This window comes from Streptomyces sp. B15, assembly GCF_018070605.1.
In the GTDB taxonomy this organism is placed as follows: domain Bacteria; phylum Actinomycetota; class Actinomycetes; order Streptomycetales; family Streptomycetaceae; genus Streptomyces; species Streptomyces smyrnaeus.
On sequence record NZ_JAGPXJ010000128.1, the window covers coordinates 1 to 15,525 of the forward strand.

The 15,525-nt window shown below is 70.3% G+C and carries 15 protein-coding genes and 1 pseudogene; 11 read left to right on the top strand and 5 right to left on the bottom strand.

Features of this window, described 5'->3' with window-relative positions:
• The 6 genes from KBY19_RS33135 to KBY19_RS33160 form a co-directional block, all read left to right on the top strand.
• Positions 1–553 (top strand): extracellular solute-binding protein (locus KBY19_RS33135; RefSeq protein ID WP_210967313.1); only part of this gene is annotated, 553 nt, incomplete at its 5' end.
• 32 nt (positions 554–585) lie between these two features.
• Positions 586–1,545 (top strand): carbohydrate ABC transporter permease, encoded by a 960-nt coding sequence (locus KBY19_RS33140; RefSeq protein ID WP_210956442.1) that lies wholly within the window; start codon positions 586–588, stop codon positions 1,543–1,545.
• Positions 1,542–2,372 (top strand): carbohydrate ABC transporter permease, encoded by an 831-nt coding sequence (locus KBY19_RS33145; protein ID WP_307842564.1) that lies wholly within the window; start codon positions 1,542–1,544, stop codon positions 2,370–2,372. The genes KBY19_RS33140 and KBY19_RS33145 overlap by 4 nt, the downstream gene beginning before the upstream one ends.
• Positions 2,373–2,479: 107 nt before the next feature.
• Positions 2,480–4,807, top strand: a complete 2,328-nt coding sequence (locus KBY19_RS33150) for a glycoside hydrolase family 3 N-terminal domain-containing protein (RefSeq protein WP_210967317.1) — start codon at positions 2,480–2,482, stop codon at positions 4,805–4,807.
• 436 nt (positions 4,808–5,243) lie between these two features.
• The gene (locus tag KBY19_RS33155) at positions 5,244–5,966 is read left to right on the top strand and encodes an SPOR domain-containing protein (RefSeq protein ID WP_099877071.1); all 723 of its coding nucleotides are present in this window, start codon (positions 5,244–5,246) and stop codon (positions 5,964–5,966) included.
• Between the two features lie 293 nt (positions 5,967–6,259).
• Positions 6,260–6,559, top strand: a complete 300-nt coding sequence (locus tag KBY19_RS33160) for a hypothetical protein (protein ID WP_185015952.1) — start codon at positions 6,260–6,262, stop codon at positions 6,557–6,559.
• A gap of 332 nt (positions 6,560–6,891) precedes the next feature.
• Here the strand turns inward: KBY19_RS33160 and KBY19_RS33165 are convergent, their stop codons facing one another.
• The 4 genes from KBY19_RS33165 to KBY19_RS33180 are packed head-to-tail and all read right to left on the bottom strand — an operon-like array spanning position 6,892 to position 10,809.
• Complete coding sequence (locus KBY19_RS33165; protein WP_210967314.1) at positions 6,892–8,412, bottom strand: pyruvate, phosphate dikinase; 1,521 nt, start codon at positions 8,410–8,412, stop codon at positions 6,892–6,894.
• Positions 8,409–9,026: a transcriptional regulator gene (locus KBY19_RS33170; RefSeq protein ID WP_099877068.1), complete on the bottom strand. Its 618-nt coding sequence runs from the start codon at positions 9,024–9,026 to the stop codon at positions 8,409–8,411. Before KBY19_RS33170 ends, KBY19_RS33165 begins: the two co-directional genes overlap by 4 nt.
• A gap of 26 nt (positions 9,027–9,052) precedes the next feature.
• Positions 9,053–9,850 carry an ABC transporter permease gene (locus tag KBY19_RS33175; protein WP_099877065.1) on the bottom strand — a complete coding sequence of 266 codons (798 nt, stop codon included), beginning with the start codon at positions 9,848–9,850 and terminating at the stop codon, positions 9,053–9,055.
• Positions 9,847–10,809, bottom strand: a complete 963-nt coding sequence (locus tag KBY19_RS33180) for an ATP-binding cassette domain-containing protein (RefSeq protein WP_307843688.1) — start codon at positions 10,807–10,809, stop codon at positions 9,847–9,849. Before KBY19_RS33180 ends, KBY19_RS33175 begins: the two co-directional genes overlap by 4 nt.
• Before the next feature lie 86 nt (positions 10,810–10,895).
• Here KBY19_RS33180 and KBY19_RS33185 point away from each other — a divergent pair, with 86 nt between their 5' ends.
• The 3 genes from KBY19_RS33185 to KBY19_RS37390 all read left to right on the top strand — a co-directional run bounded on the left by KBY19_RS33185 (position 10,896) and on the right by KBY19_RS37390 (position 13,153).
• A complete protein-coding gene (locus KBY19_RS33185; protein WP_185015948.1) occupies positions 10,896–12,005 on the top strand; it encodes a TetR/AcrR family transcriptional regulator in 1,110 nt (369 codons plus the stop codon).
• A 343-nt stretch (positions 12,006–12,348) separates the two neighbouring features.
• Positions 12,349–12,795 (top strand): TIGR03618 family F420-dependent PPOX class oxidoreductase, encoded by a 447-nt coding sequence (locus tag KBY19_RS33190; protein ID WP_099877055.1) that lies wholly within the window; start codon positions 12,349–12,351, stop codon positions 12,793–12,795.
• Between the two features lie 232 nt (positions 12,796–13,027).
• On the top strand, positions 13,028–13,153 hold the full coding sequence (locus KBY19_RS37390; RefSeq protein WP_282102967.1) for a hypothetical protein: 126 nt from the start codon (positions 13,028–13,030) through the stop codon (positions 13,151–13,153).
• A gap of 308 nt (positions 13,154–13,461) precedes the next feature.
• Here the strand turns inward: KBY19_RS37390 and KBY19_RS33195 are convergent, their stop codons facing one another.
• Positions 13,462–13,743 carry a hypothetical protein gene (locus tag KBY19_RS33195; RefSeq protein ID WP_099886240.1) on the bottom strand — a complete coding sequence of 94 codons (282 nt, stop codon included), beginning with the start codon at positions 13,741–13,743 and terminating at the stop codon, positions 13,462–13,464.
• Positions 13,744–14,097: 354 nt separating this feature from the next.
• Between KBY19_RS33195 and KBY19_RS33200 the strand changes: the two genes are divergently transcribed.
• Positions 14,098–14,670 carry a GNAT family N-acetyltransferase gene (locus tag KBY19_RS33200; protein WP_210967316.1) on the top strand — a complete coding sequence of 191 codons (573 nt, stop codon included), beginning with the start codon at positions 14,098–14,100 and terminating at the stop codon, positions 14,668–14,670.
• A gap of 533 nt (positions 14,671–15,203) precedes the next feature.
• A pseudogene (locus KBY19_RS33205) lies at positions 15,204–15,525 on the top strand (chitinase); the annotation flags it as partial.

The following is a 15,525-nucleotide window of genomic DNA, read 5'->3' on the forward strand; positions in this document are numbered from 1 at the left end:
CGCCACGAACTACGACTCGGTGAAGTACACCGACCACGGCTCGCCCACTCTCCTGGCCAACGGCAAGGCGGCCTTCGAGCTGATGGGTTCCTGGGAGTACGCCACCCAGCAGGACTCCCATCCGGAATTCGCCGAGAAGGACCTCGGCTACAGCGCCTTCCCCACCGTCGAAGGCGGCAAGGGCGACCCTGGGAACCTCGTCGGGAACACCAACAACTTCTACTCCGTCCTGAAGAAGACGAAGCACCCCGAGGCCGTCGCGGAGTTCCTGAAGCTCCAGTACTCGGACAAGTTCGTCAAGGCACAGCTGGGTGTCGGCAATCTGCCCACCACGACGAACACCGAGAAGTTCCTGGACACCGCCGCCAGCCCGGACTTCGCGCACTTCCAGTACGACCTGGTCAAGAAGGCCCCGGACTTCCAGCTCTCCTGGGACCAGGCGTACCCGCAGAAGGCGACGACATCCATGCACCAGGCCGTACAGCGGTTCCTCAACGGAGGGCTCGACGAGGACGGCTTCATCAAGGCGATGCAGGCCCTGCCCACCTCCTGACCGTGCGCCGGCCCCCTGACTTGGATCACGTCATGACGACCACCAGCCTCACCCCACCAGCCACGCAGCGCCGTCAGGCAGCATCGGGCGGACGGCCACCAGGCCGCTCCGGCACCGGCACCGGTACCAGCCGCCCGGGTTCCGCCTGGGCGGCACCCGCCGCCGTCTTCTTCGCCCTGTTCGCGCTCGTCCCGCTCGTCCTGGTCGCTGCGCTCTCCCTCAGCAGCTGGGACGGGCTGAGCGGACCGGAGTTCGTCGGACTCGGCAACTGGAAGAAGCTGTTCGACGACCCCGTCATGCTCAAAAGCCTCTGGCTCAGCGTTCTGCTCACGGTGCTCGGGGTCGCCATCCAGACCCCGCTCAGCATCCTGCTCGGCGTCTGGGCCGCGGGCCACCAGCGCAACAGGGCCATCCTGTCGGCGATCTACTTCGTGCCGCTGCTGCTGTCGGCCACCGCCGTCTCCGTACTGTGGCGCGCCGTACTCGACCCCAACTTCGGGGTGCCGGCGCAGGCGTCCTGGCTGTTCGGCGACGGCAACCTGTTCGGCGTGCAAAGCAGCGCCATCGGCGTTCTCGTCTTCGTCAGCGCCTGGCAGTTCACCCCGCTGCACACGCTCATCTACCAGGGCGCGGCGCGCGCCGTGCCGCAGGTGCTCTACCAGGCGGCGCGGATCGACGGCGCGGGCACCGTGCGGCAGTTCTTCCACATCACGCTGCCCCAACTGCGCAACAGCATCATCACCTCGATGATCCTGATGGTGGTGGGCGGCCTGACGACGTTCGAGACCGTCCTCATCCTCACCCAGGGCGGCCCGGGCACCGACACCACCATCAGCGCCTTCTACATGTACCAAGAGGCCTTCAAAAGCTACGACTACGGGACCGCCTCGGCGATCGGCGTGCTGCTGGTCCTCGTCGCCACGATCATCTCGCTGATCATGGTGCGGCTGTCGGGCTACGGCAAGATGCGCAGCACGATGGAGGGCCTGTGATCAAGCGCCGTCCCAACTACCTCGCCGGCTTCGGGTCACTGGTCTGGCTCTTCCTGGTCGGGCTGCCGCTGTACGTGATGCTGACCGCCACGCTCCAGTCCCGCTCCGACTATGCCGAAAACGGTCCACTGGCGCTGCCGGACAGCTTCACGCTCGACAATTACCTCAAGAACCTCGACAACACCGAGAGCGGCTTCGGCCAGTACTTCCTCAACACGCTGATCGTCACCGTGTGCGTAGTGGGCATCGTCCTGCTCCTGGTGCCCCCGCTCTCCTACGCCATCGTCCGCAGCCGCAGCCGGCTGACGAACACCGTCTTCCGGCTCTTCCTGCTCGGCCTCGCCATCCCGTCGCAGGCCGTGATCGTGCCCATGTTCTACGTCATCAGCCAGGCGGGGCTCTACGACAACCTCGTCGGCGTCATCCTGCCGACGGCCGCCTTCGCCATGCCGGTGTGCGCGCTGGTCCTCACCGGAGTGATGCGCGACATCACCCCCGATCTGTACGAGGCGATGACCGTGGACGGTGCCTCGTCCCGGCGGATCTTCTTCCGTCTGGTGCTGCCGCTGTCCCGCGGCGGCCTGTCGACGATCGTCGTCTTCTCCGCGCTCCAGGCGTGGAACGGGTTTCTCTTTCCCCTGGTGCTCACCCAGTCGGCTGAGACGAAGGTGATCACGATGGGGCTCTACGACTTCCAGACCGAACACGGAGTAGACACCCCGGGCCTGTTCGCCGCGGTCGTCCTGTCCATGCTTCCCATCCTGCTCGTCTATCTGTTCGCCCGCCGCGCCCTGGTCCAGGGGCTGATGGGCGTCGGAGGAAAGTGACCGGCCACGTGACCGTAGAGACAGCACGCCCCGAGGAGTCCCAGGTCCCGCTGTGGAGGGACAAGGGCCGCACTCCGCAGGAGCGGGCCGACGCCCTGCTCGCCGAGATGACCCTGGAGGAGAAGACCGCCCAACTCGTCGGGGTGTGGGTCGGCACCAGCGACGAAGGAGCCGAGGTCGCCCCGCACCAGCACGACATGGAAGACCCCGTCCAGCTCGGCGACCTGCTGCCGTACGGACTGGGACAGCTGACCCGGCCCTTCGGGACAGCCCCCGTCGACGCCGCGCTGGGCGCCCTCGCGCTGCTGCGGGCCCAGCGCAGGATCGCCGGCGCGAACCGGCTCGGCATCCCGGCGCTGGCCCACGAGGAATGTCTCGCCGGCTTCGCCACCTGGGGCGCGACCGCCTACCCCATACCGCTCTCCTGGGGCGCCACCTTCGACCCCGCGCTGATCCAGGACATGGCAGCGGCGATCGGCCGCGACCTGCGTGCGGTCGGCGTCCACCAGGGCCTCGCCCCGGTCCTCGACGTTGTGCGCGACGCCCGCTGGGGCCGCGTCGAGGAGACCATCGGCGAGGATCCCTACCTCGTCGGCACCATCGGCACGTCCTACGTACGCGGACTGGAGTCCGCGGGGATCATCGCCACCCTCAAGCACTTCGCCGGTTACTCCGCGTCCCGCGCGGGGCGTAACCTCGCGCCCGTCGCCATGGGGCCCCGCGAGCGCGCCGACGTCATCCTGCCGCCGTTCGAGATGGCCGTACGCGAGAGCGGCGTACGGTCGGTGATGCACGCCTACACCGACACCGACGGCATCCCCTCGGCGGCCGACGAACGTCTGTTGACCGGGCTGCTCCGCGAGACCTGGGGGTTCGACGGGACCGTCGTCGCCGACTACTTCGGGATCGCGTTCCTCAAGACGCTGCACGGCGTCGCGGGCAGCCTCGACGAAGCCGCAGCGCGGGCACTCACGGCCGGGGTCGACGTGGAACTCCCCACCGTGAAGGCCTTCGGCGAGCCGCTGCATCGCGCCGTCCGAGACGGCATCGTGCCCGAAACCCTCGTGGACAGAGCCGCGCGCCGGGTCCTGACCCAGAAAGCCCAGTTGGGCCTCCTCGACGCGGACTGGGACCCGGTGCCACCCGCGCTCGCCGGGAGGGCCGCGGAAGCGGAGGCGGATGCGGACAGGGCGGACGCGAGCACGGATGCTGCGGACCCGCGCGGCACCGTGGACCTCGACACCCGCGCCAACCGCGCGCTGGCGCGCCGCGTCGCGGAGCGTGCCGTCGTCCTGCTCCACAACGACGGCACACTGCCCCTCACGGCGGATGCCGCGCCGGCCCGCATCGCGCTCATCGGACCCAACGCCGACGTGCCGACAGCGGTGCTCGGCTGCTACTCCTTCCCCGTCCACGTCGGCACCCAGCACCCGCACAAACCGCTCGGCATCGAGCTGCCGACCGTGCGCGAGGCCCTGGCGGCCGAGTTCACCGGCAGCGAGATCGTCAGCGCGCCCGGCACGAGTGTCGACGGCTGCGACACGGACGGCTTCGCCGCCGCCGCGGAACTGGCTCGCGGAGCCGACCTGGTGATCGTCGCGCTGGGGGACCGGGCGGGACTCTTCGGCCGGGGCACCAGCGGCGAGGGCTGCGACGCCGGTTCCCTGGCCCTGCCCGGGGCCCAGCAAGAACTGCTCGACACACTCCTGGACACCGGCACACCGGTCGTCGTCACACTCCTGGCCGGCCGCCCCTACGCCCTGGGCGGCGCGGCGACACGCGCCGCCGCCGTCGTCCAGACCTTCTTCCCCGGCGAGGAGGGAACGTGGGCGCTCGCCTCCGTCCTCAGCGGACGGGTCGCCCCCTCGGGACGACTGCCCATCAGCGTGCCGAAACTCCCCGACGCGCAGCCCGCCACCTATCTCGCAGCCCGACTCGGCCACACCAGTGACGTCTCCAGCGTCGACCCGGCGCCGGCCTTCGGCTTCGGGCACGGACTGACCTACACCACCTTCACCTGGTCAGAGCTCGACGTGGCAGCGGAAGAGGCCAATACGGACGGTGAGTTCGCGCTGGCCTGCACCGTACGCAACACCGGCACACGCACCGGCACCGAGATCGTCCAGCTCTACCTGCACGATCCCGTCGCCTCGGTCGTCCAGCCCGAGCAGCGCCTCATCGGGTACGTACGCCTCGAGCTGGCGCCCGGTGCGGCGGCGCGGGTGCGGGTGACCGTACCGGCCGACCTCGCGTCGTTCACGGGTCGCGACGGGCGTCGCGTCGTCGAACCCGGCGAACTGCACCTGCGGCTCAGCGCCTCCAGCACCGACCCGCGACTGACGGCCCGGCTTCGGCTCACCGGTGAGGCGCGCACCGTGGACCACAGGCGGCGGCTGCACCCGGAGTTCCGAGTGGAGCACCAGTCCCTGCCATGACCTTCCCGATGCCCCGCTTCTTGGCAGCTCGACGGCCGCACTGCCGGCCGGGTGGTATCCGTGCGGCGCCGCACCGGGGCCCCGGCAGGCGGTGGTGACACCGTCCACCAGGGGCCCCACGGACCACGGACCGTCACCGACCATGGATCACAGTTCATACGCGGTGCAGCCGCCGAGCATGCACCTGCCAATTCGCCCACACCGGGCCGCATGGGCCCGGGTTCGCGATGGTGGGACAGATCCTGGTGCATGACGCGCCGCCGAAACAATGGCGAGATGCAGCCGAAAAATTTTCGGTTCGGGAGTGACGGGTGATACGTGCTGCTGCACCATTCCTTGTCCCGCCGACTTGCGGCCCGGATTCGGCTACTTCCGTCGAGGAGCCATAGACCTTTGGCTGACGACGCGGTGCCGGCCGGTTGGGAGGCTCGGAAGCATGGAAGTACAGGAGAAGGAGACCGCGGTCACCCAACCGCGCTGGCTGGTGCCCGGATTCGCCGCGGCGGGCATGCTCGTCGGGTTCCTGGCGAAGTCGGCCGCCGGGTGGGTCGTGGAATGGCCCTGGGTGCCTTTCGAAGGGCCGCTGCGGATGCTCGTAGGGACCCCCGAACCCTGGCAGAGCCTGTGTGCCGTGGCAGTCGGGACGGTCGCGGGGCTGGTCGTCGGGCTGATCGGTCTGCACGAGTCGCTCGCCCTGCGGGTGTCAGGGGCCCGGGTGGAGCTGAGCGTCAAGGACACGACGTGGGAGTTGGGGCGGGACCGGGTCCGGGCGGCCTTCCTGGACGGGAAGGACCTCGTCGTACTGAGCACCGACGGCACCGAACTGGCCCGGGAGAAGTGCGACCTCGATGCCGACCGGGTGTCCGCAGCCTTCACCCGGCACGGATACGCCTGGCTGGATACGGACCCCTTCCACAGCGACTTCCGCCGCTGGGTACCCGGCACCACCGGCCTGCCCCCGGGTGCGGATGCCCTGCTCCGGGCCCGTGCCCAGCTGCTGCGCAAGGGCGGTGAGGGCGACGACCTGCGGGAGTTGCGGCATGAGCTGGCGGCCCTCGGAATCGTCGTACGGGTCGAGAACAAGCGGCAGTGGTGGCGAGTCGTCGCAGGCCATGCGCCGGACGAATCCGACGAAGGTCCGGCGCCGGACGAGCGGTAGTGCGCCGTCGACTCCGGTCCCGCGGCTCATGCGCGCTGAGCGTCACATATACCTCGAAAACCGCCGCAACGCCCCACGCAGAGATCAGAATTCAACATCAAGCACTCTTGTCCGAAAAGAATCGGACAGTTAACCGCACAAGCTGTCATGCTCTTCAACGGGGGCAGCCATACATGCATCAGGTGTAGCCGGCCCTCTTCGGAATTCTCGTTGTGGCTTGTCGAACTGTCCGCCACGCAGCACAAGGGCAGCCTTGACGGTCTCACGGGGGGACAGCGAACCGAGGAGTGACTATGAAGTTGACCAAGGCCCTGACGTTCTGCGCGCTGGCGACGGGGGCGGTGTTCGCCACAAGTGGCACCGCCACAGCGGCATCTGAACAGAGACAAGCCATACAGGCCTCATGTGAGTTCCAGATCTCCAGCAACAACGTGACCGGCTCGACGAAGTGCTCCGGAGTCAACAGCTATCGGGTCCAGATCAAATGCTCGGACGGGACCACGCACTACGGCGTATGGCGAACATCCGGGTGGTCGATCGCCTCGTGCACATTCCCGCAGGGCATCACAAATATCGGAGCCCAGTACAGCTGATCCGTGCGGAGTGCGGACCTTCTCCTCTGCTTAGCGCAGACGCGGTAGCCGGGGAGGAACTGTTCTCCTCCACCAAGTCGGGAGTCGGGTCCGGCCGCCCACGCGACAGCGCCGGATGACTGGACCCGTACTCCGACAGCCACCGGGTAGGCGTAGGTGACCAGGACCCCATGGGTCTCGGTCGCCGCGGGGCGGGCGAACCCGGCGGTGAGGGCGGCGGGCTGCCGCCCCCGACATCGGTCATTTCGCCCCGCGCGTCGGCGGTGCCGTGGCGCAGCGGGTAGCGGTGTCGAGTCGGCATCGCCGATCTCCTTCCGGAGCTCTGGGACGCGTCAGATGTCGCCGCGGGACGCCGGCGCGGCGTGGGCTGCGGCGAGGCGCTGGGACTCGCTGCGCTCCGAGTGGTCGCCCGAGACGTCGTCGGCCCAGGCGAGCAGTCGGTTCAGATGGTCGCCGGCCGGGTCGGTGACGATGCGGGGGCGGCCGAGGGCGACCTCACCGCTGGACCCGTCGACGGTGACGAGGGTGCCCTCGTCGAGGGAGACACCGCCGGCCGTCACGGTGCCCGTTCCGGGGTGGAAGGCGAGACCGGCGGCGCCCACGACCGCGGGCTTACCCATGGCGCGGGCGACGACTGCGGCGTGGCTGGCCGGTCCGCCGCGCGCGGTGACGATCCCGACGGCGGTGGCGAGGCCGTGCATGTCGTGCGGGGAGGTCTCCGGGCGCACCAGGACGACCGGGGCGTCCTTGGCCATGCGCACCGCCCGCTCCGGGGTGGTCGACACCCGGCCGGTCGCGACGCCCGGGCAGGCGCCGACTCCCCGGGCGAGGACGCGGGTCTCCGCGGAGGAGGCGATGCGCGGTGTGCGGACGTGCCTGAGGTGCTCGGTCGAGACCCTGCACAGCGCCTCATGGCGGCTGATGACCCGCTGGTCGACGAGTTCGGTGGCGAGGCGCACGGCGGCGGCGCCGACGAACCGGCCGGGCCTGACCTGGAGGAGCCACAGTTCGCCGGACTGGTAGGTGAACTCGACATAGCAGGCGTCCCGGTAATGCCCCTCGATCCGGCGCAGGGCGCCGCGCAGCTCCGTCCACACCGCCGGCTCCCGGTCGGCGAGCGCGTGCAGCGGACTGGTCGCCGAAGCGCCGGAGACGACATCCTCCCCCTGGTGCCCGAACAGGACCTCGCCGTACGGGATGTTCGCACCGGTGTCGGGGTCGCGGCTGAACGCGACCCCGGTGCCACTGTGGGCGTCTCGGTTCCCGAACACCATCGACTGGACGATCGCTGCCGTGCCGAGGTCGTGCGGGATGTCGTGCACGGCGCGATAGGTGCGGGCACGCGGCGCGTCCCAGGACGAGAACACTGCCTCGATCGCCAGCTCCAGCTGGCGGTCGGCGTCGTCCGGGACCGGCGCGTCGTGGGTGGTCGCGGCGGCGAGGCTCGACAGGAGACGCTGCCGCGAGTCCTCGGCGAACGCCCGGTCACCTGTCTCGGCGGCCAGGCCGGCGGCGGCCCCGGTGGTGAGGCCGAGGTTGAGGATCGTGCTCATCATGCCGGGCATGGACACCCCGGCCCCGGAGCGGACGGACACCGCGAGCGGCTGGTGCGGCCCGCCGAAGGAGCGGCCGGTGGCGCGTTCGAGGCCGGCGACGGCGGTCTCGAGTTCGTCGCGGAGCCCGTCGGGCAGGCGGCCGTCCCGCAGAAAGGCGCAGCAGGCCTCCGTGGTGACGACGAAACCGGCCGGCACCCGAAGCCCGAGGCGGTGCAGGAGGGCGAGGCCGAGCGCCTTGCCGCCCAGTGTGTCCGCTCCCTCGTCGAGCTCGGCGGAGAGCGCGCGGATCCATCTCATCGCTGCTTTCCCAAGGTGGCGAGCAGGTCTTCGTGCAGTTCAGCCCACACGGTGTGGTAAGAGGCGAGGTCGTCGGTCACGTACTCCAGCTCGCCGGCCGCGGCGCGGTCGAGGGCGCCGGCGAGCCGGATCCGGTAGCGGCCGAAGCGGGGCAGGGCGGCGGAGAGTTCGGCGCACACGGGGGCGAAGCGCCGGTCGAGGTCGGCGAACCGGTCGAGGATCCGGGCGTCGTAGGCGGGGTCGCGGTGGTCGTTGGCGCTCACGACGCCGTCGACGTCGCGGAGTTGCCAGGCTCCACAGAGGTCGAGCAGTTCCGGGTTGAGGGCGAGGAACCGGCCGAACGCCACCTCGACGGCACCGCGGGCACCGGCCGAGTCGAGCTCATGGGCGATCTGCTCGGAGTCCGCGGCGCGGCCGGCGTCGGTGAGCAGCCAGCAGGGCGGGTCGCCGGGGAACCGGGTGACGAGGCCGGCGGCCCCCAGGTCGATGAGCTCGGATGTCAGGTCGGATTCGTCGAGGCCCGTGACCTCGTGGAGCCGGGCCGTGCCGGCGGCGCCGACACAGCGCAGGGCGTGCAGGGCCGCGTCCGGCGCCTTGGTCTCCGGCGTGTCCATGTTGGTTCCTTCCTCCGGTGGGAGGTTCACTCCTGGCGCCCGTAGGCGCGGACGGCGAGCGGGCAGCAGGTGGCGAACAGGACGGCCGACCAGAGCAGTGTGCGGCCGACGCTGCCCGCCTCCGGGGTCCCGTTCAGCAGGGCGCGGCAGGCGTCCATGACGTGGGTGACGGGATTGATGTCGGCCCAGGCCCGCAGCCAGCCGGGCAGGGTGTCGGTCGGGCCGGCCAGGCTGCTGCCCAGTTGGAGCGGCAGAAAGGCGATGAAGCTGAACGCCGTGACGGCCTCCGCGCTCCTGACCAGGACGCCGATGAGGACCGTGAGCCAGCTGAGGCAGAACCCGAACAGGATCGCGAGACCTGCCGCGCCCAGGGCGGCGGGGGCGCCGCCCTGGACGCGGAAGCCCAGCAGTGTCCCGATGGCGAACAGGATCACCACGGCGATCAGATAGCGGAGTACGTCGGCCAGCACGGAGCCGAGCAGCGGTGCGGTGCGGCTGATCGGGAGGCTGCGGAACCGGTCGGTGACGCCGTTCCTCAGGTCCAGGTTGATGGCCGTTCCGGTGGAGACCATGCCGGCGAGACCTGCGCCCATGACGAGGATCCCGGGAAACAGGTACTGCGCGTACTCGGCGGTGGAGCCGGCGACCGGGCGGCCGAAGAGATAGAGGAAGAGGACCATGAAGAGCGCGGGGGTGATGACGCCGTTCACGACCGGGCCCGGGTTGCGGGTGGTTTTGGCGAGGCTGCGCCGGGCGAGGACCATGCTGTGCCGGAGGGTGGCGAGGGGGTGCGGCCCGGCGGTCCCGGCGACGGGCGTGGTCATGCTGCCTCCTCGGCGGCGTGGTCGGTGGCGGTGGCCCCGGTCAGGTGAAGGAAGACCTCGTCGAGGCTGGGCAGCCGGAACGCGAACTCACCGACGCCGATGTCGAGCTCCCGAAGTCGCGCCGCGATGTGGAAGAACTCCGCGTCGTCGGCGACCGGCGCGACGAGTTCGTGGCGGTGCGACCGGCCGGGCTCCCGCCCGGTGACCCGGGCGACGACGGCCGCCGCGGCATCGAGATCGTCGACGTCGGCCGGCCTCAGGACGACGGTGTGCCCGCCGACCTGGCGCTTGAGGTCGGCGGGTATGCCGGAGGCGATCACCCGCCCGTGGTCGATGACGGTGATCTCGTCGGCGAGGGCGTCGGCCTCCTCCAGGTACTGCGTGGTGAGCAGGACCGTGACGCCGTCCTCGGCGAGCTCGCGGATCGTTCGCCACAGTTGGTCGCGCTTCGCGGGGTCCAACCCGGCCGAGGGCTCGTCGAGGAGCAGCACCTCGGGCCGCCCGACCAGACCGGCGGCGAGGTCGAGGCGGCGTCGCATCCCGCCAGAGTAGGTGGCGACGGGGCGATCAGCCGCCTCCTCGAGGCCGAAGCGGGACAGCAGTTCGCCGGCCCGCCGGCGGGCGTCCTGCCGGCCGAGGTCGAGGAGCCGGCCGATCATGACCAGGTTGGACCGCCCGGTCAGCTCCTCATCGACACTCGTGTGCTGCCCCGAGAGCGCGATGCGCCGACGGACCCCGGCGGGATCCCGCACCGCGTCGAGACCGGCCACCCGCACCCGGCCGGCGTCCGGGCGCAGCAGGGTCGCCAGGAGGCGGACGACGGTCGTCTTACCGGCGCCGTTGGGCCCCAGCAGTCCCAGCACATGGCCGCGGTGAGCTACGAGGCTCACCCCGTCGACCGCCGTCGTGCGGCCGAATCTCCTGACCAGATCGTCGATTTCGAACCCCTCGTCACCCACACCCGATCTCCAATGCTCACTGTTTTCCGATGACGTTGCCATCTGGATGCTCGTTGTATCATGCCACGGGAGCGGAAGGGGACACGATGGCGAGGCTGACCCGGGCCCAGCAGCAGGAGCGGACAAGGGTCGCGGTGCTGATCGCGGCGCGCGAGGAGTTCGCCGAGCACGGCTACGCGGACGCCAAGATCGACCGCATCGCCGAGCGGGCCGAACTGACCAGGGGCGCGGTCTACTCCAACTTCACCGGCAAGCGCGCGCTCTACCTCGCGGTGCTCACCGAGAGCGCCGAGCGGGCCAGGGCCACCGCCGAGCCGCCGGTGGCATCCCCCGACTCCGCCGGGCAGGCGCTCGGCGCGTTCGCCCGGGTCTGGCTCGAACGCCTGCCACTCGCCGGCGACACCCCCGGGAGCGGGCACCTCCAGCTGCGCTCGCTGTCCGGCGTGCTCGACACCGCGCCGACCAGGGCCGCGCTGGCCGAACTCGTGCGATTCGAAGCCCTCTTGCTCGCCCTGGCCCTGGAATCGCTCCCCGGAGCCGACGCCCGGATGGTGCGCCGTGCCGCGCTGGCACTGACCCTGCTGCACGGCGCGGCCGGCCTCGCGGAAAACGCCCCCGGGGTCGGCGACCCCTTCGATCTGGCCGGCGCCGCCGAGCACCTGGCCGACATCACCCTCACGGATGACGCGGAGCCGCCCCACCTGCCCTTCGTCGCTCCAGCGCGGCCGGCGGAGGACCAGTGGGCGGCACCCGGCGGCTTGCGCGACGAGATCACCGGCCGCCCGATCGTTCTCGGCGACGACGGCGTGATCGTCACGCTGGGCGTGGCCCGGCTGTCCGCGGCCGAGGAGGCGGTGCGCGCGGCCCGGCCCGGCGACGAGGTGACCATCGTCGTAGTGACCGGCGACCCGGCCGAGGCCGGCCGACTGGCCCGACTCCGACTTCTCGATCTCGTCGGCTGCCTGCGCCGGGTGTTCGCGGCCGGGGAACTGCCGCGGACACGCGTCGTGTTCGACGAAGATGGCGCGGTCCCCGCAGCTCTCGGCTGGGACTCGGTCGACGACGGCACCGAGTTCGCGGTCCGGGTGGCCGACAAACTGATCGTGGCCCGCGCGGAGGGACGCGGCGCCGGCCATGCCGCGGCCGGTCACCGCGCCGTCGACCGCGGCCGACGAAAGCGGCCGGAGACCACCTGAAGCGGCCCGAGGCCACCTGAGGCTCCGTCAGCCGGGGGCGGGGAGGTTGCCGGGGAAGGTGCGGTGGGGGGCGCTTGATGTCGCGCAGGCGGTTCAGCGCGGCCGGGGCGAGGGCGTCCAGGGTCCCGTCGGGCTTGAGAGATGGTGAGGGGCTTGCGGCCGGTCGCGGGGCGGTGGCCGACACCTCGGTGCCTACGACGTGATCGTCCTCCTGCCCAAGTCGGCATGCAGCTACCCGGACCGGGAGAGCGCGACGGCGTGACCGCGGTGCGCGCCCGGTGCCGCGCAAAGCCGCGGCGCCCCGAGCCGCCCCGTCGATCATGGTGGTTGGTAGCCTCCGGGCATGAGTACGACCTTCACCGAAGCCGTCCGCGCCCGACTGCGCGCCCCCCACATCTGGTATGTGGGAACGGTGTTCGCCGACGGAGCACCGCAGGTCAGCCCGATGTGGGTGGATCTGGAGGGCGAGAGCGAGCTGACGTTCAACACCTCGGTGGGGCGGGTGAAGGAGGAGAACCTGCGCCGGGACCCTCGCGTCTACCTCTCGCATGCGGACGCCGCCGACCCCTTCGACCGGGTGCAGATCAGCGGCGAGGTGACCCGCTTCATCGAGGGCGAGGAGGCCCACGAGCGGATGGACCGGCTGGCCCGGAAGTACCTGGGCAGCGAACGGTTCGAGTGGCTCATGCCGGGAGAGGAGCGGGTCGCGGTCATCGTGCGCCCGGTCAAGGTGCGGCACATCGTCGGGGTGGAGCGGTTCCGGCCCGGCGGTCCCGTACCGGCCCCCTGACTCGGACGGCGAACCCCAGGTGGTGAGGGGCCGCCATTCGGCCGCGGGCGGTGGTCGGAGTCGCTCGGACAGACCCTGCGGGGGCGAGCGGAGAGAACCGGTTGAGGTGCGGCCGGGAAGCGTCGCGGCTGAGACGCCGCCAGGGACGACCGCCGGTCAGGCGCAACCCGGGGCGGCTGTCGGCGCACGTTCGGGCCGCCGCTCGCTGAAGACCGTCCTCCTCTGGGCAGCGGTGGCGCTCACCACGGTGATCATCGCGGTGGTCGTCGTCGGACTCGTCGCCTTCGACGACGCGCTCGAACACCCCGAGGACGGCGGCTTCTCGGGATGGCAGTGCGATACGTCCTGCATGCCGTGAGTAAGCGCTTCTGGACCTTTCGGGTCGATGTGAATGCGTAGTCGAGTTGCCGGCAGCGAGGCAGCGAGGCAGCGGTGCGGGCTGCCGGCGCCGGGCGACGGATCCTGGCGGTGACTGTGGTCCGGTCCTTGACAGGCTGTGGGAGGTGTTCCAGCGCGTCGAGCCGGAGGCACCGACGCGGCTGCACGGCGGCGGCCGACGACGGCTGGGACGGCAACGGTGGACCGTCGAGCGTACGGTGAGCCGACTGGATGGCCTCGATCTGCTACCGCTGGCTCACGCCGTGACGCATCTGCCGATCACCTCGATCAACGCCATTGCGGCGGGATGTTCTCCATCTGTTCCAGCAGGTCCCAACCCTGGCGCCTGTGCTTGCGCTCCTCCATCGAGCTGTTCCACGGGGCGCCGCGTCCCACCCAGTATCCGCGGTAGTTGCGCAGGCCCGTGACGCTGGCGTCCCCAACATCGGGCTCATTGCCACAGCAGGGACAGATAGCAGCCTCATTCGGCCAGCCACCCTCCCAGAACACCTCACCCTCGAAACCACAGACCCGGCAGACAGTCTCCGTCGCATCCTCTGCATCCGCCACATCCACAGCCTAACGATCACCGCCGAACGCAGCTACGTTCTACCTGCCCAGGACCTGTCTCCCGTCGTGATGAGCAGGCGGTGGGGCGGAAGCTGCGGAGCCAGATGACCGCTCCGCGCAAGTGGAGGGCGGCGGGGTAGCTCTTTTTTACGCGTTCCGTGACGGCGGTGGCGAGCCCCCGCCATGCCTTGTGTTGATACGGCGTTCCACCGGGTTGCGGTCACGGTAGAGCTCGGCGTCATGGGAGACAGGGCGAACTCCGGCAACAGATGCCCGCTGTCACCCCCGAAGTCACTCGACCGCTGAGCCGGTCCGGGCCAACGCCGGCCCTTCCGCCGTGACATCGTGGTGCGCATGACCATCGCAGTTCGCCCGGCTTCAGTCTTCGAGGACGTCCGCACCCTGGTAGGTCCGAAGTCACCTGGGGCCAACGTCTGCTGGTGCCTGAGCTACCGGATCCCGTCCAAACTCAACAACGAGCTCCGTGGGCCGGCCCGTGGTGAGTACGTCGCCGAGCTGTGTCGGACGGCACCCCCTCCGGGGGTGCTCGCCTACAACGGTGACGAGCCGATCGGATGGGCCGCCGTGGCACCGCGCTCGGACACCTCCTTCGCGCGCAGCCGTAAGATTCCGCACGTCGACGACCTGCCGGTCTGGTCGCTGTGGTGCATCCGCGTACGCCCCGGTCATCGCAAGAAGGGGGTCTCGCACGCCCTTATCGCCGGTGCGGTCGAGTTCGCCCGCGCCCACGGCGCACCGGCGATCGAGGCGTACCCACTGGACAGTGGTGACGCCAAGGTCGACGTGACGATGGCGTACGCCGGGATCCGGAAGAACTTCGAACGTGCCGGGTTCGCCCACGCCGCCGACACCACGTCGGTGCTGGCCGGTCATCCCCGGGTCCTGATGCGGCTCGACCTGCGCTGACAGATCCGCACCGAGGCTGACGCCTCCACAGCCAGCACGACAGTGGTCAGTGACCGAATGCGGTCGTCCCTTGACCGGGGCTGCCGGGCGGGCTTGCCATGCCGTTCGGGCGGGCCTCACCGCTGGCGCCGACCAGTGATGTAGGGCGGCGAGCCGACTGCCCACCCGGTTCGGTGTCAGACCGGTGCTCCCGGGAGCGTCGTCGGTGGTCGGCGCGATATCGAACTCGACCACCTGGACATCCGTCAGGGGCTCCACGGCCGGTGGTCAACAGCTTGGCAGAGTCGGAGAGCAGCGGTAGCGACTGCGGCCGAGTCGAGTTGTGCCTGAGCCGCGGCTGATCGGGGGCCGCCCGTCACCGCCGTACGGACCACTCCGAGCGGCGGACTGAACCGAACGGTGAGCGCGGCCGTTGCTGGGGGCGGTGCCGACAGTTGCTATCGGTCCGAACGATCGACGGACTGATCACGCCCTCCAGGGTCCCCATGACGGACGACAGGCACCCCTCCCCGCACCCTACCCGCGAGGTGACCATGCTCGGATCGGACAGAAGACAGGATCTCGGCCCCGCCGGAGGCAAACGCCGCCGCGGCCTCTTCGCTCTCATAAGCGCGTTGTGCGCGGCAGCCGTGGCCGCGGCCTTGCTCGCGGTCAACACATCTGGCGGCAGCAACGACCGGCCGGAACTGACCTCGGCCGCGAGATCGTCGGCCACGGACAAGACGGTTGGGTACTTCACCAACTGGGGCGTCTACCAGCGCAACTACCACGTCAAGAACATCGAGACCTCGGGCTCGGCCGACAAACTCACCCACATCAACTACGCCTTCGGCAACGTCCAGGGCGGCAAGTGCA

Excerpts from the sequence above, each read along its gene's own strand:
- KBY19_RS33200 (WP_210967316.1), top strand. The coding sequence starts at position 14,098 with ATGACCATCGCAGTTCGCCCGGCTTCAGTCTTCGAGGACGTCCGCACC.
- KBY19_RS33160 (WP_185015952.1), top strand. The coding sequence starts at position 6,260 with ATGAAGTTGACCAAGGCCCTGACGTTCTGCGCGCTGGCGACGGGGGCG.
- KBY19_RS33185 (WP_185015948.1), top strand. The coding sequence starts at position 10,896 with ATGGCGAGGCTGACCCGGGCCCAGCAGCAGGAGCGGACAAGGGTCGCG.
- KBY19_RS33150 (WP_210967317.1), top strand. The coding sequence starts at position 2,480 with ATGACCCTGGAGGAGAAGACCGCCCAACTCGTCGGGGTGTGGGTCGGC.
- KBY19_RS33140 (WP_210956442.1), top strand. The coding sequence starts at position 586 with ATGACGACCACCAGCCTCACCCCACCAGCCACGCAGCGCCGTCAGGCA.
- KBY19_RS33175 (WP_099877065.1), bottom strand. The coding sequence starts at position 9,850 with ATGACCACGCCCGTCGCCGGGACCGCCGGGCCGCACCCCCTCGCCACC.
- KBY19_RS33165 (WP_210967314.1), bottom strand. The coding sequence starts at position 8,412 with ATGAGATGGATCCGCGCGCTCTCCGCCGAGCTCGACGAGGGAGCGGAC.
- KBY19_RS33155 (WP_099877071.1), top strand. The coding sequence starts at position 5,244 with ATGGAAGTACAGGAGAAGGAGACCGCGGTCACCCAACCGCGCTGGCTG.
- KBY19_RS33170 (WP_099877068.1), bottom strand. The coding sequence starts at position 9,026 with ATGGACACGCCGGAGACCAAGGCGCCGGACGCGGCCCTGCACGCCCTG.
- KBY19_RS33190 (WP_099877055.1), top strand. The coding sequence starts at position 12,349 with ATGAGTACGACCTTCACCGAAGCCGTCCGCGCCCGACTGCGCGCCCCC.